We start from the raw sequence: 21,272 nt of genomic DNA, 5'->3' as shown, positions 1-21,272 counted from the left end.
AGTATCGCCGCCAGCCGCGACTTACTTACGGCGACGGGCGACGAACACCACCCCCAGCACACCGAGCGAAGCCAACAGCGCGTAATCACGCGGCTCGGGAATGATAAGCAATGCATTGTAGGTTTGCCCGTCGAACTCCTCGGTGCCCAAGATGATTTGTGCATTCGCCAACCCCGTCAGCGAAGACAGGTCGGCGTTTCCGGTAAAGGTAATTTCGCCAGTTGCCAAGACAATGGCCAGCCGGTCATTGATGCTGAAATCATAACCGCCGAACTGCATCGCAATGATGTCTCCGGTGATCTCCACATCGCCATCTATAAAAAGCTGATCATAATCGCCGGACACCGGGTTTGCGAAAGTGCCGGTGGCACCGTTGGGGCCTGCCACTTCGATTTCCAATGAGCCGTCATTGTCGTAGCTTCCAGTGATTGTCTGCACTCCGGGTGAGCTGCCCGGCGCATGAATCGCGTCCACGTGGATAGCCACACTACCGATGATGCCACCCGTGCCCGCCAAAATTCCATTTGCGTTAACCGTGACGTCCGATGTGACCACAGCACCGGGGTTGAGCTTGAGGGTCGTTTGCCCGCCCATCACATTCTCGACCGACACCGCATCCGAGGTCTGCGCGCCGTCGATAAGGAAAAGCTGATTTCCAATTTCGTTCCCGCCGTCGACGATCTCGACGGTAGAAGGGGTCAGCGTAATGATATCCACTCCCTCCGAGAAAGAGCTGTCCAAGGCGAGGCCGTTGGTCGTGTCTTCAAAGGTATTCCAGAGGTAGCGGTGGCCGCCCGTCGTGGCAATGGGGAATGGGCTAACCTCCTGCGAGGCCCATATTGAATTGCCCGCGCTGTTGCGGATGATGGAGTTTAGCGCCGCATTGGAGCCATTACTCGTGAACTGCCATTCCATCGTGTACCAGCCCGATGAATTGATGACTGCGCGGTCGTCAAAGCGGTCTACCGGCGAGGGCCCGAAGAAGGTTTGGTTCGTCGTCGTCACCCATACTTCGCCCGTGCCACTGCTGGCCACGTTGAAAAAGAAATCGCGCTGGTAGGCCTCCGAAGTGTCGTTGGTCGCGGTGGTCAAATCGTAGGAGTAGTCACCAAAATTACCGCTATTGATCAACGGATCTGACATGTCCACGTAGAAATCCTGTGAGACCGTGAAGCCGTCCATAAAGTCGGTTTGCGAACCACCAAGCCGGCTGAAGACACCACCATCGTTCGCCGGATCCAGCACCAGACCAAACGCAGTGCCGCTGCTGGCCGAGACACCGTTTACCGTGCCCGTCTGCCGAGTAATAGTGCCTCCGTAATTGTTCCAACTCGGGTTCGAAACCGAAGCGTCAAAAGACGGGTCTTCAAAAGTTTCTACGTAGGTATTTTGTGCAACAGCAGCACTAGAACAGATGAGCGATACGCATAAAAGAGAGCGTGTGAACATGGAAACCTCCAGACAGTAGTGTAAGAATCAATGATGGATGAACCATCGCGGTAGTAATGTGCTAACATATATTTTACAGGACCGGGTTCAATCGCATTTACTCATCTGCGGTATAAAACCCAGTCGCATGACGGATTCACCCGATATCAAAACTGCGTGAGCGACCCACCTCCACCGATGCGTCACAAAGCTACTCTTCGCCCATCAGTGCCTTCATATCGGCAAAGCCGATCTTGGCATTGGCCGCTTCACTGGCCTCAAACAGGTCTTTGAGCAGCGCCGCCTTCTGGCGCTGCATGGAGAGCACACGCTCTTCTACGGAGTTGCTCACGATCAGCTTATAGCTCGTCACCGTGCGCGACTGGCCAATGCGGTGCGCACGGTCGGTTGCCTGCGCCTCGACGGCCGGGTTCCACCATGGGTCGTAATGCACCACGGTATCTGCGCCGGTTAAATTCAAGCCCGTGCCACCCGCTTTCAGCGAGATCAGGAACACCGGGATCGAGTCGTCTTCGTTAAACTGCTCACAGAGTGCGGCGCGATTCGGCGTCGAGCCATCGAGGTAAAGATACGGCATTTTCTGCGCTTCTAGCTCGTCTTTCAGTAGCGCCAGTGCCGAGGTAAACTGCGAGAACACCAACATGCGGTGACCGCCGTCGATCGATTCTTCTAGCAGTTCGCGGAAGGCGTCGAGCTTTGTCGATGCGATTGCATCGGCGGCTTCTTTCTCCACGAGTCGCGGGTCGATACACGCTTGGCGCATGCGCAGCAGTTGCTTAAAGGCGGCCACACGGAGCTTACCCTCCGAGGCGTTCGCCATCTCCAGCTCAAAGACTTCGCGGCGCGCCGACTCCTCAACTTTGCGATACAAAGCTTCCTGTTCGTCACTGAACTCACAATAGAATACTTGCTCAATTTTCTCCGGCAACTCGGGTGCGACCTCGCGCTTGGAACGACGCAAAATGTATTGCGCCGCGCGGTCCTTAATCCGCATGCCGTGCCATTCGCGCTCTTCCCGCGAAGCACCGGCTGGCGGCGGTTGCACGTAGCCCGGGAGCACGAACTCAAACAAGGCCGCGAGGTCATCGAGCGAATTCTCCACGGGCGTGCCCGTCAGCAAGAAGCGGCGCTTGGCCAGCACGCCGCGCAGCGCTTTCGCGTTTTGCGTTTGGCGGTTCTTCACGTGCTGCGCTTCATCCCCCACGACCGCGGCAAACGGCGCGGTATGGAAAATTTCCTCATCGCGCGCCAAGGTGTTGTAAGACGTGACCACCAAGCCGTATTGCAGCGCGTGCTCCGCCGACTCCAAACGCGACGCACGGTGGTGCGCAAATACTTTTAAGTCCGGCGCGAACTTCTTGGCTTCGCGGCGCCAGTTCTCCACCAGACCCGCCGGGCAAACCACCAGGCATGGCTTCTGCGTTTCCTGATGAATCGCGGAAAGCACCGTTAGCGCCTGCACGGTTTTACCCAGGCCCATTTCGTCGGCCAGGATACCGCCCAGGTCGTTATTATACAAATGCCAGAGCCACGCTGCGCCGAGCGCCTGATACGGCCGCAGCATTTTGAGCAATGCCTCGGGCGCAGGCGGGGGTTGCAGCGCGGAAAGATCACTGAGCGCACCGCTGCGGCGCTTCCACTCCTCGGGCGCTTCGATGGCGAGGTCCAACGCCTCCAGTTGCTGGTTCACCGCGGCGGCCTCGACCGTCGTGATGCGCTTCGTGACGCGTGGCGTGAGCAGGCGATCCGCATCACCCGTCAGGCGGCGCTGCGCCTCCTGCATCGTGTTCAGCTTACCATGATCAAGCAGGAACACGCCCTTGTGCGTCTCCAGGTATGGCTGGCCTTTATTGAGCGCCTGCGCGATCTGCCCAGCCTCGATACCCGGCGCGGCCAGCTCGGCGTCGGCCACGAAATCGTCGCCATCTTTGCGCAGATGAATGCGTGCTTCGAGCGGCTTGAGCTTCTTCGTGTATTTGCGGAAAGCCGGCGTGAACTTCGCGCGGTAGTGATTCTTTAAACGGTCCCAGTGTTCGGCCAGAAATTGCAGGGTCTTGTGCCGGTCGCGCAGCCACCATTTGCGGTTACTGGGCTCCAGTTTGAAGCTGTGGCTTTTGAGCAATTCCAGGGCTTCGTCGTAAACAATACTTTCGCGCGAGGGCAGCGTAATGGCCAAATAATTCGTAGAGCCATCGACAACCATCGGCGTCAAATCGCGCTCCATCTCGCGGCGGCTTTTCTCTGGTGCCAGCGGCATTGGCTTGGGCGTGTCCTTCTTGGGCGGTGCCTTGGCCTCGACTACCAAATGCGGGTGCACGTCGGGCAGTTTTCCATCGACCCAGGGCATCGGCTCTTTGGGATTGCGAAAGGAAAAGACCGACGGCTCGCCGGTCAGCGGTTGCAGCAGCTGGCTCAACTGGTCGCGCGTAAGCTGCATCATGCTCGGTGCCTTGCCGTTGGCCCAACTCTCGACGAGCATCGCCGCCAGTAAATGCGGCGGCTCCGGCCAATACGGCTGCTTCGGCAAACGCTCAGGCGGGTAAATTTCGCCGCCGGTTTCCGCCTCCAGCTTCACCGGGATGCGGTCCTTGGGCGCGCACTGCGGCAGGTTAGGCGGCAGCAGCAGACGCCAATGCAGCGGCGCCCCGTCCGGGGATACGTCAATGCTGTTCAGCGAAGGCCCTTGCGTCATGCCATGCCTTGGATGACGAAGAACGCGCGCATGCCAATCAGAAAAGTGATTTACACGGTGTTTAAAACGGCAGCGAACGCTCCGGAACTACAGCGTGAAGTCCCCGGTGATGATTACCTTGCCATCGCGACCACCGGCTTGCGCAGCCTCAAAAGCAGCCACGCCGTCGGCCAGCGAATACTTGCCGGCGATACTCATCTGGAAGACGCCCTGGCGCATTAGCTCGTTGACTTCGTGCTGCATCGCGCCGCGCTGATCCGCGCTCGCCTTGCGGCTCCATTTATCCATCCAGAAACCGCGCAGGCAAACGTCATTAAAGATCAGGTTGCGTGTCGGGAAGCGCACCTTGTCGCCCACCATGCCACCAAAGGTGACGACCACACCTTCGTCCGCCACGGAGCGAATCATTTTGATGACGCTCTCACCGCCAATTGAGTTAAGGCCCAACACCGGCTTCTCGCCGCCGGTAGCGTCTTCGATCTGCTTGTAAAATTCATCGCCATCGGCCAGGACGACGTCGGCCCCCATCTCCTTGAGCGGGGCCTCCCACTTGGCGACGTCGCGCACCAGGTTGATCGTGTGCACGCCCAGGTGCCTGGCCAAGCCGATCACACACTGGCCAACGGCGGAGTTTGCCGCGTTTTGAATAACCCAGTCGCCAGCCTTGAGGTCCACGAAATCCTTGAGCAAGCGATACGCCGTCGGCGGATTGATAAACGCCATGGCTGCCAGCTCCGGAGCCAGGTCTCGCGGCGCTTTCTCAAAGGCATCCGCGTCGGCACACACGGCGTCCACGAGCACGCTTTCCTCCGGCATGCGGACTAGGTCGCCCATGCTGAGGCGCGCCACGCCCTCGCCTACGGCCAGCACTTCGCCCACGCCTTCACGGCCCGCCACACCAGGCAGCTCACGTAGCTTGCCATAGCTTCCGCCGATGATACCGAGGTCCGACGGATGCAGCACCGCCGCACGCAGCGCCACCAAAGCCTCGCCTTGGCCAGGCTGAGCGCAGTCGATCGTTTCCAGTTTCAGCACGTCGCCAGGCGCGCCGTGCTCATGATATCGCAGGGCTTGGATTTCCATACATTCAATGAATCCAAGGTCACCCAAAACGCAAAGGGCATTTTGCATTAGCCAGCAGCTATAATGAACATTGAATCCGACCAGAAGCTCCTCAACTCCTCAACCCGCATAGGCAATTGACTTTACGCCCGCTCTCGGCGATCAGTAGGGAATGAGCGAAGAACCACAGCCGCACCCCTTTCTTGACCCGTCTTTCCACGTTGCTTGGAGCAGCCTCGAACCGGCCGCGATTGAGGCCGACATCACCTTGGCCATGTCCAAGGCGCAGCAAAATGTAGACGCCATTGCCAGCCAGGACTCCGAGGCCGCCACGTATGAGTCGACCATTCTCGCGCTCGAAGATGCCGTGGAGGAGCTTTACCGCGCCTGGGGCTACGCCGACCACCTTTCCTCCGTTTGCGAGGGGCCGGAAATCCGCAAGGCCTACAACGCCATGCTGCCGAAGGTCACCGAGTTCTCCACCCGCATCTACCTCAACGAAAAGCTGTGGCAGGTGATCAAGACCGTCGCCGAAAAGCCAGAGATTAAACAAATGCCGCCCGTCCATCAGCGCCTCGTTGAGGACACCCTGCGCAGCTTTAAGGACCACGGCGCGGATCTTCACAACGACCGCCGCGAGGAGTTTGAAAAGCTCTCCACCGAGCTCTCCCAGCTCACGCAAAAGTATTCCGAGAACGTCCTGGACTCCACCAACGCGTGGGAGCTGATCGTGGACGACGAGGCCGAGCTGACCGGCATCCCCGAAAGCGCCAAAGAGGCGATGAAGGAAGACGCCGCCGCCAAGGGCCATGGCGATGAAGCCTCGCCGAAATGGCGTATCACCCTGCACATGCCGTCCTACCTGCCCGTTATGCAGTATTGCAGTAACGAAGCTTTGCGTCGCAAAGTATGGGAGGCCAGCAGCAAGATCGGCCACACCGAAGGCCACGACAACACGCCGCTGATCGGCAAGATTTTAAAGCTCCGCCAGCGCAAAGCCGAGCTGCTCGACCGCAAGGACTTTGCCGAACTGACCCTGGCCCAGCGCATGGTTAAAAACGGAAAGGCCGCACTGGAGTTCATTGAAACTTTGCATGACAAAGTAGAGGCCCCCTTCCGCGAAGAGATGGCTGAACTGCGCGTCTTTAAGTCCGGCCAAACCGGCAGCGCGCCCGACGAGCTAATGGAACCGTGGGACACTACTTACTGGGCTGAAAAGCGTCGCCAGGCCGAGTTCTCTTTTGACGAAGAAGAGCTGCGCCCCTACTTCCCGATTCACCACGTGATCGACGGCCTCTTCGCGCTGACCGAGCGCCTCTTCGGCGTGAGCATTGTCAAACGTAGCACCTTCTACCGCGACCCCAAAACCGGCGAAGAAAAGCACGCCGACGAGCCCGGCGACCTCGACCCAATCGAAGTCTGGCACCCTGACGTGCGCTTCTACGACCTGCTCGATGAGGACGAGACGCACCTCGGCTCCTTCTACGCCGACTGGTTCCCCCGCGAGAGCAAGCGCGCCGGTGCCTGGATGAACGCCCTGCGCACTGGCGGCCCGACCAAGAAGGGCTTCCGCCCGCATCTCGGCCTCATGGCGGGCAACATGACCAAGCCCACCGGAAATAAGCCCGCGCTCATGACGCACCGCGAGGTGGAGACTATTTTCCACGAGTTCGGCCACCTGCTCCACCACCTGCTCGGCAAGGTGGAAATCCGCTCACTCAACGGCACCAACGTCGCCTGGGACTTCGTCGAACTGCCCTCACAGATCATGGAAAACTGGTGCTGGGAACGCGAGGCACTCGACCTCTTCGCCCGACATTACGCCAACGACGAGACCATCCCTGACGACCTGTTCGCCAAGATGCTCGCCGCGCGCAACTACATGCAGGGCAACGCTACCATGCGCCAACTCTCCTTTGGCAAGCTCGACCTGGACCTCCATATCAATCACGCCAACGACGCCGCCGACCGCGACCTCGATGCGCTGATCGATGAAATCCTCGACGGCTACTCCGCGCAATACGCCACCAAGCCGCCCTCCATCGTGCGCCGCTTTGGCCACCTGTTCTCCGGACCCACCGGCTACGCCTGCGGCTACTATTCCTACAAATGGGCCGAGGTGCTGGAGGCCGATTGCTTCACGCGCTTTAAAGAAGAAGGCGTGCTCAACCGCGAAACCGGCCGCGCCTTCCGCGATTGCATCCTCTCCAAGGGCGACAGCGAACCACCCGAAAAACTCTTCCGCGACTTCATGGGACGCGACCCGGACTCCGACGCCCTCCTCCGACGCGCTGGCCTGCTGCAAGAGGTGTAGCGGCACCCAGTCGACAGTCTCCACCCATTCGGTGACTGCATGGTTCGGCATGTGGTGGCGTATCACCCTGCCCGCAACCTTTGCCCGTGCTTACCCATGTCCAGCGGGTTGACACCGCAGGCTATGTCCGTGACAAAAGACCTCAATCAAAGGCTTGCCTTGGCAGGAATAACAATTTAGGTTGTGCCTCTTATCCATGTAATCCTTGTCGGCGAGAAAAACCTACGACACGCCGCAACGCCCAACAACCCCACCCTTTGATGAATCGTAAGCGAGCCTTCGGTCTGCTTTGGAGCAGCCTAACTTTATCCCTAATCCTAGCCCCCGTCGCACATGCACTGTGGAACTATCCGGGCACGGGCGACTGGACGCCGCCCGCCAACCACTTCGGCACGCAGTACGAACCCAGCCGAGTAATCACGGTGCCGATGGAGGCCGTGGTCAGCGAAGACCCGGCGGAAATTACGCTCAAGTTTTATTCATCGCCGGACTCATCGCCCGGGTTCGGCAGCTCCAGTGTTTATGACACCGACCTCAGCGGAACCTACGACATTTTTCGCAAAGATCCTGACGCATTGAGCTGGGGCGCCGCGATTGGCTCCGTGACCATCGGCGATACAGTCACCACTTGGACGGACAGCAATGTAACGCCCGGCGTGGCCTACGAATACGGCGTCTATCCCACTGAAATCGTCGATGACAACGTAAGCCTTTACCTGAAGTATGCCCATGGCAACGTGATTGCCGGCATCAACGTGGACCGCACCGACGCCAAGGGGCGCATCGTGATCGTGGTCGCCGAAGACGTGTTAACCGAGCTGCCCGAGGAATACGGCCAATACAAGGAAGACCTCAAACGCGATGGTTGGCTGGTGCACGAAATCACCACACCGCGCGCCGCCGACTACACCTCCAACGGCACCGGCCCCAACGACGCCAATGGCGTCCCTGGCGCGCCTTACCCGGACGAGCACATCAATATTCGCAACCAGATTATCCAGATTTACAATGACCACCCGGGCGAAGTGAAAAACGTGTCCATCGTGGGTAAAGTCGCGGTCGCGCGCAGCGGCGTCGGGTACATCGGCCCCGATGGTCACGGCAACCGGCACTCCGCTGGCGCCGACGCCTACTATGCGGACATGGACGGCGTTTGGACCGATACCGGCAGCAATCTTAGCTCCTACAGCAGCAGCCTGAGCACCGCCATCAGCCAGGGAAGAATCAATGTGCCCGGAGACAATAAGTTCGACCCTGACCAGATGAGCCAGGTCGGCGGCCCCAATAAAAACCTCGAGCTCGGCTTTGGCCGCATCGACTTCTCCAACCAGATCGGCGCCGAGTATGCCTCGCTGCGCAACTACTTCAACAAGCTGCACCGCTACAAGACGGCGAGCCCCGACTTCCGCCCGGGGCGCCGCGCTGTTCACCGCTCCGGCTTTGGCGCCTTGGCGCATGAATTCATGGGCTCCATGCCTGGCGTCGTCGGCATGGAGAATATGGACTTCACGCGTTCCAGCGAGCTGCCCAACGTCCCGGACAATCTGGACGCCGACGCTGCCTACACCGCCCAGGGCAATCCTTACCTATTCTACTTCAAGGGCAACGGTGGCCCCGGGATCAGCAATGGCAGCCAGGCAGTCTTCTGGACCGGCATGCAGAGCCACTGGGGCTATTGGTTTGAGTCCACAGTGACGAGTAGCCAAAACGCCATGTCCAGTCGCCTCGCAGAGGACAACTTCACCCTCAGCTACACGTGGTCCATCGCCCTTTTCAATTGGGACGTCAACTTCCTCTATCACCGCTTCGGCATGGGCGGCAATGCGGGCGACATGATGCGCGCCAGCATGAGCAACCGGGCAAGTGGCACCATCTACAACAATGCCAATTCGCCGATGTTCATGAACCACATGGGCGACCCGGCCTTGCGCTTGTTCATGTTTCCACCGCCCACGGATTTGCAAGTCACCGGTTCGTCGAACCCAACGCTTTCGTGGAGTGCGTCCACCGCGCCCGCTGGCGAGCCGCAGGTTATCGGTTATCATGTTTACCGTTCCGCTAGCGCGGATGGCCCCTTCACGCGTTTAACCACCGCGCCCATCGCCGGAACCAGCTATGTGGACGACTCCGTCTCAAGCGGCGCGTGGTATTATCAGGTGAAGGCAGTTCGCCTGGAAGCAAGCGGCGGCGGCACGTATTACAACTCCAGCCTGGCCGCTGAGCAAAGCATCGACCTCGACGCGACGCTTGCCGACGTCGTCGTAACGGCTGCCATCCTGCCCGAGGCAAACTGGGACACCGACTACTACGCCGCCCTCGAAGCCACTGGCGGCAACCCGCTCTACACCTGGCAAGTCGTTAGCGGCAGCCTCCCCGCCGGGCTCACCCTGTCAACGCGCGGCGTGCTCAGCGGCAAGCCAACCGAGATCGGCGACTTCGACTTTACCGTGGAAGCGACGGACGCGCTGGGCGAAAGCGCGCAGGAATCTTTTAGCCTGACTGTGGTCGGGCTCGATGTGCAAGTCGTCGAGGCGGAGGCCAGCGCATATGTCCGCGAGAACAGCACCAGCTACACCTCCCGCTCATACGAACCGGCTCTCCATGTCGCTGATGGCTATATGGGCTACTTGCGCTTTGACCTCTCGTCCGTGGAGCAAAACGTCAACTTCGTCAGCGCCAAGCTCGTGCTGAGCATCGACGACTCCAACGTCACCGGCAGCAATGTGGTGATCGAAGCGGCGCTGGGCGTGAACAGCGACGACGATTGGGATGAAACCACCATCACCTATGACACGATGCCGGACATCAACGAGGCGATCCCCAGTGAAGCGGCGGACCAGTTCCCCGTGCCGGGCGGCACCGTGACCATCGATGTGTCCTACATGGTTTACGAAATCCTGCTTAACGATCCCAGCAAGCTCATGACCGTGCGCCTGCACTCCGAGACCTCGGTTTCCTGGCAAAACTGGGCGCGCGTGATGAACCGGCATGCCACGTCTTCCGTGCGGCCCAAGCTGATCATCCAAACGGCCGGGACCGAAGGCTTTGACCCGCCGCCCCCGCCGCCTCCGCCTCCGGCTCCCGTGGCGTCGTTTACCGCATTTCCGGTGTCAGGCCGACAGCCGCTGGAGGTCACCTTCACCGATGAATCCACCGGCGCGATTTCCAGCCGTTCGTGGGACTTTGGCGATGGCAATACCCTCGCCACCACCGAAACTTCGGTCACCCACACCTACGACACTGCGGGCAACTACACCGTTGCGCTCACCGCAACCGGGCCTGGCGGCAGCCACACCGATACCCAGGTCGATGTCATCGAAGTGCTCGATGCGCTGGCTGGCCTACGCATCGAATTGAATCCCGATACGCTGGATCAGGCATGGTATTCCGCTGGCGAAACTTCGGGGTGGTACGGCAATGCTACGGTGCGCATTGGCTCCAGAGGCAGTGACGAAAGCCAGGGCATTGTCATGCCATTTTGGATTCCGGATTTGGAAGGCGACACCATCCTAGCCGCAGAGCTAATCCTCACGCAGGAGGGCGAAGCCGCGAGCTGGGTGCGACACTTATCTAATGCCGATCTGTATGGCGCCCGCTCGGACGCCAACAGCGCGACCACCATCGCCACCGATTACACCGATCCCGGTACGCTGCTCGTGGACGACTGGTTCCCCATCCAGGCGGGCCAGGTTAACGACAACGGCATCGCAACCACCGAAGACGGCGAGCTGCTGACCTGGCTTCAGCAAGAGCTCGGAACCACGGGTCAGAAATACGTTTTCCTCACCGTGAAGCCCGATGCGCTTCACTCGACTGCCAATTACTACATGACTTTCCATGCTTCAGACAGCAGTACTGCGCCGCCAAAGTTGATCCTGACGGTCGGCACGCCCGGGGGCGAAACGGAGACCATCACCATCTGGCGTCAGCAATACTTCGGCACGGATGAGTCCACGGGCGACGCGGCGGATGACGCCAACCCGATGGGCGACGGCCTGCCCAATATCATTAAATACGCGCTCGGTCTCGACCCGTTGGTCAACCATGCCAATCACCCCAGTGCGCCACGCTTTTACCTCGATGAGGCTGAGGGCTACCTCTACACCATGACGCGTAAGCCTGGCCGTGACGACGTCACACTGATGCTCGAAGTCTCGCCCGACCTGGCTCCCGACAGCTGGACCAGCATCGATCCGCTGGACGAGAATTACCAAGTCTCCGTGGAGGCCGACACGCCGGAAGCTGGGATGGAGACTATCACCGTCCGCGCAGCGGACACCGGCGTCAAAGTCCAGTTTGTGCGCCTCATCGCGATCCGTTAGCGAACAATCATTCTTAGCATTCTGCCTAATGTAGGGCTCGCGCTTGCGCGACGCCGCATGAGGTGGCGCGTCTTGAGCGGTAATGGCATCGCGCGATCGCGAGCCCTACATCACTGCGCGCAAAAATGTCTCATCCCTGAGTCATTTTGCGCCACCGTTACGCTGCCCAGTGGCCGAACGAGTTCCATCGAAAACCGACCGACGCCGCTTGCATTCAGGCTAAATCCGGTAATGGTTGCCCCATGGAATAGCTGGAACCAACCCTGCTAATCCCTTACCAACCAATTAACAACTATGGGACTCTTTTTACTTCTTATCGTACCAACCATGATCCTGGGCTTCTGGGCCCAGCACCGGGTCAGCAGCGCTTACAACCAATGGAAGCGCGTGCCAACCCGTAGCCGTATCACCGGACGCGAAGCCGCCGACGCCGTCATGCGCAACGCCGGCATCTACGACGTGGACATCGTTGAAGTGCCCGGACACCTCACCGACCACTACGACCCGGCCAACAAGCGCCTGGCCCTCTCCCGCGAAAACTATCGTGGCTACAGCTTGGCCGCTGTCGGCGTCGCCGCACACGAAGCCGGCCACGCCATTCAGCACAAGGTGGGCTACAAAGCATTGCAGGCCCGCATGAGCCTGATCCCGCTCACCACCATCGCTTCGCAAGCGCTGCCGTTTGTGATCCTTGGTGGTATGTTCTTCGGTGCCCTTGGGCTGATCAAACTCGGTGTCCTCTGCTACGCGGTGCTCACCGTGTTCCAGCTCGTCACCCTGCCCGTGGAGTTCGACGCCAGCAAGCGCGCCCGCGTGCAACTCGCCAAACTCGGCATCGTCGGTCAAGACGAAATGCCCGGCGTGGTCAAGACGCTCAACGCCGCCGGCATGACCTACGTCGCCGCCTTCGTCAGCAGCCTCGCCAACTTGCTCTACCTCTTCGCCCTCTCCCGCGACTAACCAGCCTCCGGCTGGACCGATAGATTTGCACATTGTGCAAATTGCCAATCCAACTCACCAAAGGTAGGGCGGAGCCTGTCCCGCTCAGCGGCGATCTCCAGGCAAGCCGCCACGTTAGAGTGGCCCTATTCGACGACTCTCAGGTAGCGCGGACCGTCTCGGTCCGCAAGGATTGAGGTAAAGCATTATAAGGTTCACGCAACGCGCCTTGCGCTAAACCGATTCAACGAACTGACATTTCAAACAGCGGTGGCTTGCGGAGCGGGGACGCTCCGCGCTACCTTTTTCACTGCCAACCTCTCTCAAACACCACCACCACCCAAGGCAACGCACCGCGCGTTGCCTTTTTCATGTCCCCACCCCCGCATTCGAAAATCGCTTTGCACGATGGGCGGCAAGGTGTCAGCGTGACGCTTCTCCCGTTTTAAACACTGCCTTCCATGCTCCGTTATCTCCTCGGCCATCTCATCATCATTACCCTGACCGCCCCGTGGGTTTTCCTCCTGGGCGGACGCGAAACCACCGTTGCCGGTCTGCCGCTGTGGGCGGTTTATACGATTGCCATGTCCGCGGGTTACGCGGTGTTCGTAGCGGTGTCCTACGCACGCTGCTGGGATAAATGCGCCAACACGGAGGACGGCCAATGATCCCCCTCGCGGCCGCTTCGGAAACCCCCTCCAATCTCGGGCCCGGCGGCATCGCGGTAATCGCGGTTTACCTGGGCATCATGATCGCGATTGGTGTGGCGGGCCGTTTTGCCCGCAAGGAAAACTCGCTGGGGGACTTCTTTCTCGGCGGCCGGAGCCTGGGCTTTGTCGTCCTGCTGCTCACCCTTTACGCCACGCAATACAGCGGCAACACGCTCATCGGTTTTGCCGGCGCGGCGTATCGCAACGGCTTTGCCTACCTGGTCAGCCTGCCCTTCATGATGGCCGGCATCGGCTTTTACCTGCTCTACGCGCCCAAGCTGCAAAAGCTCTCCCGCGAGCACGACTTCATCACGCTGGGCGACTACATCCAACGCCGCTATCAGCACCGCTGGCTCACGACCGCCATCGCCATCTCGGGCATCGTCGCGCTGGGCAACTTCATGATCACCAACCTCAAGGCCATGGGCCAAATGACGGCCGTCGTCGCGGGCGACTACCTTTCCCCCGCGCAAGGCATCGTGATCCTGGCTATAATCATCCTGATCTACGAAACCCTCGGCGGGCTGCGCAGCGTCGCGTGGACGGATGTTTTGCAAGGCATCCTGTTGCTCCTCGGCTGCACAATCATTTTCACCGCCACGCTCTCCAACCTCGGCGGGCTAACCGGCGCCGCCGAGCGCCTGCAGGAAGTCCGCCCGACTTTCTGGCAGCCGCTCGACTTCGGCGGCTGCCTGACGTGGGTCTCCACGGCGATCATTGTTTCGCTCGGCTTCTCGCTTTACCCGCAGGCCATCCAGCGCATCTACGCCGCGAAAAGCCCCAAGGTGCTCCGCCGCTCGCTGCAGGTCATGGTGTTTATGCCGCTGGTCACGACGCTGCTCATGGTTGCGATCGGCCTGCTCGGCAACATCGCGCACCCCGGCCTCGACAAAGCCGGCAGCGAGGGCATCACCATGCTCGTGCTCAACGACTACGCCGCCACGCACCCGGCGGCCAAGTGGGTCGTGTATGTGTTCATCGCCGCCGTCGTGGCCGCCATCATGTCCACCGCCGACAGCGTGCTGCTGGCCATCGCCTCCTCGGCCACGCAAGACCTCTTCCGCCCCCTCCTCAAAACCAACGACCAAAAGCAACTTACTTTGCTGGGCAAAGTAATCTCCACCGGCGTCATGATCGCCTGCGTGCTGCTCTCAATCAACCTCCCCCAAAGCATCTGGGCGCTGATCCAGATCAAGGTCGAGCTGCTCGCCCAAACCGCCCCCGCCCTCCTCTGCGGCATCCACTTCCGCAAGGTAAATAGCCGCGCCGTGTTCGCTGGCCTCATCGCGGGCATAGCAATCGTCTTGTTCTTCCACATCGGCCACGCCTACTGGCCCGACGCCGTCATCGCCAAACCCCTGGGCATCCACGCCGGCCTCTGGGCAGTGTTGATTAACCTCGGCATCATCTGGGGTGGTAGTCGCTTTGCATCGCAAAGTAAGAACACCTAGCCCCCTGGAGGGCGACGCTCCGTCGTCGCCGCTGAACCTCTGGAGTGTGATGCTCCGTCGTCGCCGCTGCATCTGAGGAGGGCGATGCTCTGTCATCGCCGTTGAACCTCTGGAGGGCGACGCTCTGTCGTCGCCGAACGTTAGTTTGGTTGATTAATCACCGTTGAAAATCACCGCTCAGCAACGGCGGCGACGACGGAGCGTCGCCCTCCAATATTGGTCAATAGTGTTGTGCATCGGATGAGAAAACCTAACACTCAGTCGCTCAATGGCGGAACCTCTCCCAGATCGAAAACGCCCAGCCCGGCAGCCCATTTATGATCAATTCAATCGGGCAAATATCATCTTCCTGACCGTCTGCACCGCTCAGCGAAAACCAATTCTGGCAAACCATGCCGCTCACGAACGCTTAAGGCAATGCTGGCAAGAGGCTGACCATTGGCGGGTTGGACGCTATGTCATCATGCCGGACCACATTCATCTGTTTTGTTCGCCAGCGCGTGTCGATCACCTTCCGCTGAAGAAATGGGTCGCCTACTGGAAATCAACCGCATCCCGCCAATGGCCAGCCAAGGAGGATCAGCCAATCTGGCAGATGGACGGATGGGACCGCCAATTGCGCTCCGGCGAAAGCTATTCCGCAAAGTGGCTCTATGTGAGAAACAATCCCGTGCGCCATGGCTTGGTCGACTCACCAGAAAATTGGCCATTTCAGGGTGAGCTGAATGTATTGTTCTGGCACGACTAGCGGCGCCACCTAAAGCACAACACTCCATCATCGCCGCCTCCCCTCAACCAACCTTGGAAGACAACCCTCCGTTTATCTTGGAGGGCGACGCTCCGTCGTCGCCGCCCTATGCATCTCAAAACCCACTGGAGGGCGACGCTCCGTCGTCGCCGCCTCCTCCATCTCAAAACCCACTGGAGGGCGACGCTCCGTCGTCGCCGCCTCATCCATCTCAAAACCCACTGGAGGGCGACGCTCCATTGTCGCCGCCCCATCCATCTGAAAACCCACTGGAGGGCGACGCTCCGTCGTCGCCGCCTCATCCATCTCAAAACCCACTGGAGGGCGACGCTCCGTCGTCGCCGCCCCATGCATCTGAAAACGGCGACGACGGAGCGTCGCCCTCCACTTGACCAGATTATTTGACTAGCCCTCACCCCAAACTCGCACCACGCACCCAAGTCAATTTCACACCAATAGCCCCACGCGCGGCCACCCAATTCACCATCGACGAGATCGATATGCTCAACCGCCTCGTAGTGATCTTCCTGGAGCAGGCCGAGCTACGCGCCAAACAGCGCCAAGACCTCACCCTCGATTATTGGCACCGCAATGTCGACCGCCTCCTCGAATTCAACGAGCGCCCCGTCCTTGACCGCCTAGGTTCCCTGACCGCCGAGGAAGCCCGCACACTCGCCGAAGACCACTACGAAACCTTCGACGCCCACCGCCGCCAACAAGAAGTCCTCGCCGCCAACGCCGAGGACTTAATGGAGCTAGAGCAGATTGAAGAGGGATTGAAGCAGCGGCCGAAGCCGGAGTGATGCTGGGTTAGGGGCGGATGTTTGAGATCTACGTTTGATCACGTGTTGTTCCTTCCGGCGGGCTATGTTCAATTTGGTGGAAGGATGAAGTGGCATTTGGATTCAATGTCCAATATTGATATGACATCTTCACAGTTCAAAGCACCACGAAGCCCAACCTTGAAAGTATTACTAGTGGAGTAAAATATGTCTATGTGATGCTCTGGGTGATATTCTGGATCAACTCGGTCGGGGTCGTTATCGTAATCGTATCTCAAGTAGCCATCTTCCGTGCACATTAAATTAAAGAAGAAATTATTGAAATCCATAAGAAATTGCTCGGTTCTTGTATCAGATTGATCGTCATGAAGATCAAATAAATCAATGTAATCCCAAATGGAGTTCCACTTCCCAAAATGACTACTACTTACAATTGAAAGCGCTAGGGACGTGAGAAATGGTGTTACTTCGCCAATTGCCTTTGATTCAAAGTGTAAGTAACCATCTTCGCCTTGATATATGTAGAATGGAATATTAACGCTTACTATTTTGTTTCCGTGACTGAAAAACAGCCTGCTCATATTTGAAACGATCAATGATATGCGTGAGGAGGTTGTAATGTGCGCGCTAGGCTTCTTAACAGCCATGAGCTTAATTGACTCAATGAGAAACTGTATGGATGTTTCCTTGCTTCTAATTGATGACTTCTGGAGATAATTCGCTTCAATCTCCGATAAATTAAAGTTGAATCGCTTCACTTGGCTATCCTTCTTGAATTCTTGAGTAGCTAAATGCTATAACTTCGTATATAGAGTCATGGTCAAACTTTGGCCCCAACAAGGATTCGACAGTCTTGTATAATCTGCTTCGATATTTAGTTTCGACTCCAAATTCATCAAATATTTCGTATACATAATCATAGAACGACGTATGCTTATCTGCTTGCAGTATTGTAGTTTTAATTTTTGATTTTTCTGCTTGCGTGGGTTCTTTGAATATAAGACTTCCGGTCTCATTAATTGATTCCAATCCGCCACCTATAGCATCGATAAACTCCTCATTATTTTGCTTAGATATAATTAGAAATGACTTCAAGAAGGATCTAGTCATCATCATGTAGAGAGCATTTCTGTAGCTTCTAGTATTAAGTACGTTCTGGGTGACACATATTACGAAGGGGAACTCTAGACCTTTCACATTGTTCTTGTTACTAACGAACAACGCACCCTTTGACTTCCTCTTGCTTTCGTAAGCTTTATTTACGCGCCAGCCCATTCTTTCAGGAACCGAAATAGACAACCTGTCACCAACATTATAAGTGTATTTAGCTCTATCGATAAATATGACCGCAATATCATCCGGCTGGACGGTCGGGTGCTCAGATACGATTTGCACTAGTAGACTGATAATTTCAGACTCAAAATCTGCTGCGAGAAGTAGATCGTCTTCCACGATCTCCACGCTGGAATCTCCTTCTTCAACAAGGTCTTCAAATCGCCTTAGGGGTTCTCGCGTAAGCGTATAGTTATTATCAGCAGGATCCTTGTTTACAACGTACCCACATGCTTGCCATTCTGGGTCCTCTAGCCATCGAAGCTTGTCTTTCTCAAACAAACCCATACCTAACGCATGGGCAAACATTAGAGTTCTGGGATCAGTTCTGTAGCATTTACTCAGCAGGAAATCTGGAGCTATTTCACTTATTATGTCTGTATCAAAAATACTCTGAAAGATATCCCCTGCTCTGTATACTGTTTTAGCGGTAACCAGCTTCATTAATTCAAAGAAAGATTCTGGGAAATCTTGACTCTCATCAATCAAGGCATAGTCGAATGCGAAATCAAAACCGTCAATTTTACTTAGTTCAGCAATTGCTTGCGTACAGGCGTCGTCAAATGAATACGTGTAGCTGAACCTGTTAAAACTCAGGTTATACTTATCACAAATATACCTATACGTTCCGCTATTCCTATCATAGCTAGAACCCCAAGCGCTAATACACCAAAGTCTATGATCCCATTCTATTTGCTCCTCAACTTTCATGAAGTTGAAAAACTCAGGTATACGTTGTCTCAAATTCGATGCCAGAATCTTGTTATGGCAAGTAAAAATAATCCTGCTTTCACTATCAGCTGTATATATTTCCTTTAGCTTATGTAACAGAAGCTCGGTTTTTCCAGTTCCTGATAATCCTTGTATTATGACTTCATTACCCACTGGAACATCATAAATGAATCGAGTTTGCTCACCATCGAATAGCAGTATCTTTTGCTTCAACTTATCAAGTATCGCCTCCGGCATATCCCTTTGAAGCTTAGATATGTCATTAATGCTTCCCGTAAGCAGTGAGATTATCAATTCAATGCTACGTTGCTTTTCTCCTTCCGTTAACGCTATTTGGGATATTATACATTCAGGATCAAAAGAAGTGGAATCAACCTGAAAATCGGCTACTAGTTCGCTACGCCATTTTCTAGGCCGTCCAATAAACTCTTTATACCTGAATTTGTCAGATATAGACCCAAGGTCTTCCAAGAAGTCTTCTATGTAATCGTCGAAGTCTATGGATTGCGGTCCATAGTTAATAAATGTAATTTTATGCTTTGGAATTAGTAAGAGAAAAGACTTTTCATATCCATAGGTATATCTGTCCTCCCCTAGAGGCCTGTCTATAATGTAAGTCTGCAGATTATTCTGCTCTGCATATTGAGCAAAGCCGTTGAGAATAAATTCATTCTCTTGCGTTTTTTCTGCACCAAGATAAAAAAAGCTCGAAGGCATAATTAATGGTAAAGAGTAATCAGTTAAATTTACAATAAGAGATACGCAAAGCCACTATAATATCCTGCTCACTGGTGCCATAGTCAATCGTTTATATATCATTACAAATCACGATAAAAAAGTTTATCTCCCAGAACTAATTCAACGACTCCGCGTTCTCGCGCCAGAGGGCGGCGTCGATGCGGTTGAGGGTGATGGGTTCGAGGGGGTTGTTGGAGTGGAAGGCGTAGCTTTTGATCATGGCGTCGTTGATGACGGCGGGGCCGCGGCCCTGGTTTTGGTAGTCGATCCACCAACCGGGGATGACGATGATCGGGGTGACGGTGATGGCGTGGCCGAGCTGGCCGGTTAGCCATTCCTGGAAGAAGCGGGCGTTGGCCTCGGCTTGCGCGATGGGCTCCTCGGTGCTGCCATGGGGGAACTTGAGGCGCGCGCCGTCGTAGGCGACCTTGTGTTGTTTTTTCTGATTGGCGTCGAGGGGTTTCCGGCGCGTCTTCGTCTCGATGACGAACACCCCGCCCGGCCCGGCGACGACGTGGTCGATGTTGAACTTCTTACCCGCGTGCTCGAAAACAAAGTCGTGGTAAACGCAGTTTACTTCCGGTCGCCGCATTTGCCGATTGAGCGCCTGGCCGACGTGGCGCTCGCCGTCGAACCCGAGGCTCAGATTGCGGTAGCGTTCCAGATATTCGCGCAAGCGGGCGGCATTCCAAAGCGCCGCGATTGCGACAGTACCAATTCCCAAAATGCTAACCAACGTCTTCCAGAGAGGAGGCATTTCGGTCGTTGGTGATGGTTGGGGCATGAACCAGAGACCCACGCCAACGAGTGCGGCGAATACCGGCCAGATGAAACACTCCACCATCTTTTCATCCAGCGCCATGATTTCGCGGCGCAGGCTTTCGCCCGGTGGGCGCGAGGTCTCCTTGGAAAACGGGCGCGCGCTTCGCTTGAACTTCCGCATCTGCCAGAAGAACCAGACTAAGAGCCCCAACAGCGGACCAATGAAAATGACAGAGAAAATGCCCCGAACGATCATTGAAGTCATTACCCTATTCGAGAGTGGGTTTAGCGATTTATTTGGCCCCTTATTTTTGAGGGGTTGGGCGGTCTTCGCGCGCTTCGTGGTTAATTAATCGTTGGACAGGCAAAGCGACATGATCGCCACTTCTACGTCCAGCCCCCTAGGCATCTTTCCGTAAAAACGATCCCCATCGTTTTTCAAAAAGCATTAGGATCATTTTAAGAAACGCATTACCATCGTTTTGGGAAAAGCATTAGGATCGTTTTTAAGCACACATTACGATCTGTTACATCAACACATTACGATCTGTTGCATCAACACATGAGGATCTGTAGTGTCATCACATTGGGTTGTACTGGCGTAACCGATGGGGATGTCTCGCCGTGGCCGATGGTGATATAATCGCTGGAGCAACTGTCTTTATTCGAGCTCATGCTATTTTATAGTTTGGGTTTTTGATGATGGCGTTGAGCATGAAGATGAGCTTACGCATGAGCCGGTTAGGGGCACTTTCTTCGGTTTGCTGTTTTCGATGAGCCGTAGGTAAAGCGCTCGCAGTGTTTGGTTGTGCGCGCAGCCACGAAGCCCACACCCTCGCCGAAGATCGCTACGAAACCTTCGACGCCCAACGTCGTAAAGAAGGAGCCCGCGACGCTGACGCTGACGACTTGATTGAGCTAGAGCAGATTGAAGAGGTACTGAAGCGGGGGCTAAGCCGGAGTGATGGTGGGCAAGGGCCAGATGTTTAAAATCTGCGTTTGCCTGCTTGGAGCGAATGGCCACCAATGACCAATATCAGTATGCACACTGGTTGTTTTTATTGACCAAAAGGGGTTTATGAGCAGGGTATTTCGTCTTACGTGGAATACTAGTAGCCGCTTACAACTCATACGACTTTGTGCCTTACGCATGTGCTATATTTCACCCACAGTTCTCCTACACACATTATGTCCTACCACTGTTTAAACTGCCTCATTCGTTCGTGCTGGTTACTTTTA

Annotated in this window: 15 protein-coding genes; 9 read left to right on the top strand and 6 right to left on the bottom strand. The window is 56.4% G+C overall.

Annotation, left to right across the window (positions count from 1 at the left end; all coding sequences use genetic code 11):
* Positions 1-21: 21 nt before the first annotated feature.
* From O3S85_RS09230 to O3S85_RS09220, 3 genes are all read right to left on the bottom strand, one after another.
* Entirely contained in the window at positions 22-1,449 is a 1,428-nt protein-coding gene (locus tag O3S85_RS09230; protein WP_269539911.1) for a hypothetical protein, read from the bottom strand.
* A gap of 190 nt (positions 1,450-1,639) precedes the next feature.
* A complete protein-coding gene (locus O3S85_RS09225) occupies positions 1,640-4,141 on the bottom strand; it encodes a DEAD/DEAH box helicase (RefSeq protein WP_269539909.1) in 2,502 nt (833 codons plus the stop codon).
* A gap of 87 nt (positions 4,142-4,228) precedes the next feature.
* The gene (locus O3S85_RS09220; protein WP_269539907.1) at positions 4,229-5,224 is read right to left on the bottom strand and encodes an MDR family NADPH-dependent oxidoreductase; all 996 of its coding nucleotides are present in this window, start codon (positions 5,222-5,224) and stop codon (positions 4,229-4,231) included.
* 151 nt (positions 5,225-5,375) lie between these two features.
* On the opposite strand from O3S85_RS09220, the gene O3S85_RS09215 reads away from it, so the two are divergent.
* From O3S85_RS09215 to rhuM, 8 genes are all read left to right on the top strand, one after another.
* Entirely contained in the window at positions 5,376-7,517 is a 2,142-nt protein-coding gene (locus tag O3S85_RS09215; protein ID WP_269539905.1) for a M3 family metallopeptidase, read from the top strand.
* Between the two features lie 260 nt (positions 7,518-7,777).
* Positions 7,778-11,839 carry a PKD domain-containing protein gene (locus tag O3S85_RS09210; protein WP_269539904.1) on the top strand — a complete coding sequence of 1,354 codons (4,062 nt, stop codon included), beginning with the start codon at positions 7,778-7,780 and terminating at the stop codon, positions 11,837-11,839.
* 294 nt (positions 11,840-12,133) lie between these two features.
* Positions 12,134-12,799 carry a zinc metallopeptidase gene (locus tag O3S85_RS09205; protein ID WP_269539901.1) on the top strand — a complete coding sequence of 222 codons (666 nt, stop codon included), beginning with the start codon at positions 12,134-12,136 and terminating at the stop codon, positions 12,797-12,799.
* Between the two features lie 440 nt (positions 12,800-13,239).
* Positions 13,240-13,446: a hypothetical protein gene (locus O3S85_RS09200; protein ID WP_269539898.1), complete on the top strand. Its 207-nt coding sequence runs from the start codon at positions 13,240-13,242 to the stop codon at positions 13,444-13,446.
* Positions 13,443-14,939 (top strand): sodium:solute symporter family protein, encoded by a 1,497-nt coding sequence (locus O3S85_RS09195; RefSeq protein ID WP_269539895.1) that lies wholly within the window; start codon positions 13,443-13,445, stop codon positions 14,937-14,939. The genes O3S85_RS09200 and O3S85_RS09195 overlap by 4 nt, the downstream gene beginning before the upstream one ends.
* A 268-nt stretch (positions 14,940-15,207) precedes the next feature.
* Positions 15,208-15,687 carry an REP-associated tyrosine transposase gene (locus O3S85_RS09190; RefSeq protein ID WP_269539892.1) on the top strand — a complete coding sequence of 160 codons (480 nt, stop codon included), beginning with the start codon at positions 15,208-15,210 and terminating at the stop codon, positions 15,685-15,687.
* A gap of 53 nt (positions 15,688-15,740) precedes the next feature.
* Positions 15,741-16,079: a hypothetical protein gene (locus O3S85_RS09185; RefSeq protein ID WP_269539889.1), complete on the top strand. Its 339-nt coding sequence runs from the start codon at positions 15,741-15,743 to the stop codon at positions 16,077-16,079.
* 9 nt (positions 16,080-16,088) lie between these two features.
* On the top strand, positions 16,089-16,490 hold the full coding sequence (gene rhuM / locus O3S85_RS09180) for a RhuM family protein (protein ID WP_269539887.1): 402 nt from the start codon (positions 16,089-16,091) through the stop codon (positions 16,488-16,490).
* A gap of 68 nt (positions 16,491-16,558) precedes the next feature.
* On the opposite strand, the gene O3S85_RS09175 is transcribed toward rhuM, so the two are convergent.
* From O3S85_RS09175 to O3S85_RS09165, 3 genes are all read right to left on the bottom strand, one after another.
* On the bottom strand, positions 16,559-17,227 hold the full coding sequence (locus O3S85_RS09175) for an STM2766 family helicase-associated protein (protein WP_484487962.1): 669 nt from the start codon (positions 17,225-17,227) through the stop codon (positions 16,559-16,561).
* 4 nt (positions 17,228-17,231) lie between these two features.
* Positions 17,232-19,250 carry an STM2767 family DEAD/DEAH box helicase gene (locus O3S85_RS09170; RefSeq protein ID WP_269539881.1) on the bottom strand — a complete coding sequence of 673 codons (2,019 nt, stop codon included), beginning with the start codon at positions 19,248-19,250 and terminating at the stop codon, positions 17,232-17,234.
* Positions 19,251-19,386: 136 nt separating this feature from the next.
* Positions 19,387-20,298: a nuclease-related domain-containing protein gene (locus O3S85_RS09165; protein ID WP_269539878.1), complete on the bottom strand. Its 912-nt coding sequence runs from the start codon at positions 20,296-20,298 to the stop codon at positions 19,387-19,389.
* Positions 20,299-20,831: 533 nt separating this feature from the next.
* On the opposite strand from O3S85_RS09165, the gene O3S85_RS09160 reads away from it, so the two are divergent.
* Positions 20,832-21,023, top strand: a complete 192-nt coding sequence (locus O3S85_RS09160; RefSeq protein ID WP_269539875.1) for a hypothetical protein — start codon at positions 20,832-20,834, stop codon at positions 21,021-21,023.
* Positions 21,024-21,272 lie beyond the last annotated feature (249 nt).

The sequence above is a fragment of the Cerasicoccus sp. TK19100 genome, from assembly GCF_027257155.1.
GTDB classification, from domain to species: domain Bacteria; phylum Verrucomicrobiota; class Verrucomicrobiia; order Opitutales; family Cerasicoccaceae; genus Cerasicoccus; species Cerasicoccus fimbriatus.
This window is presented reverse-complemented; position numbering and strand designations above follow the sequence as displayed.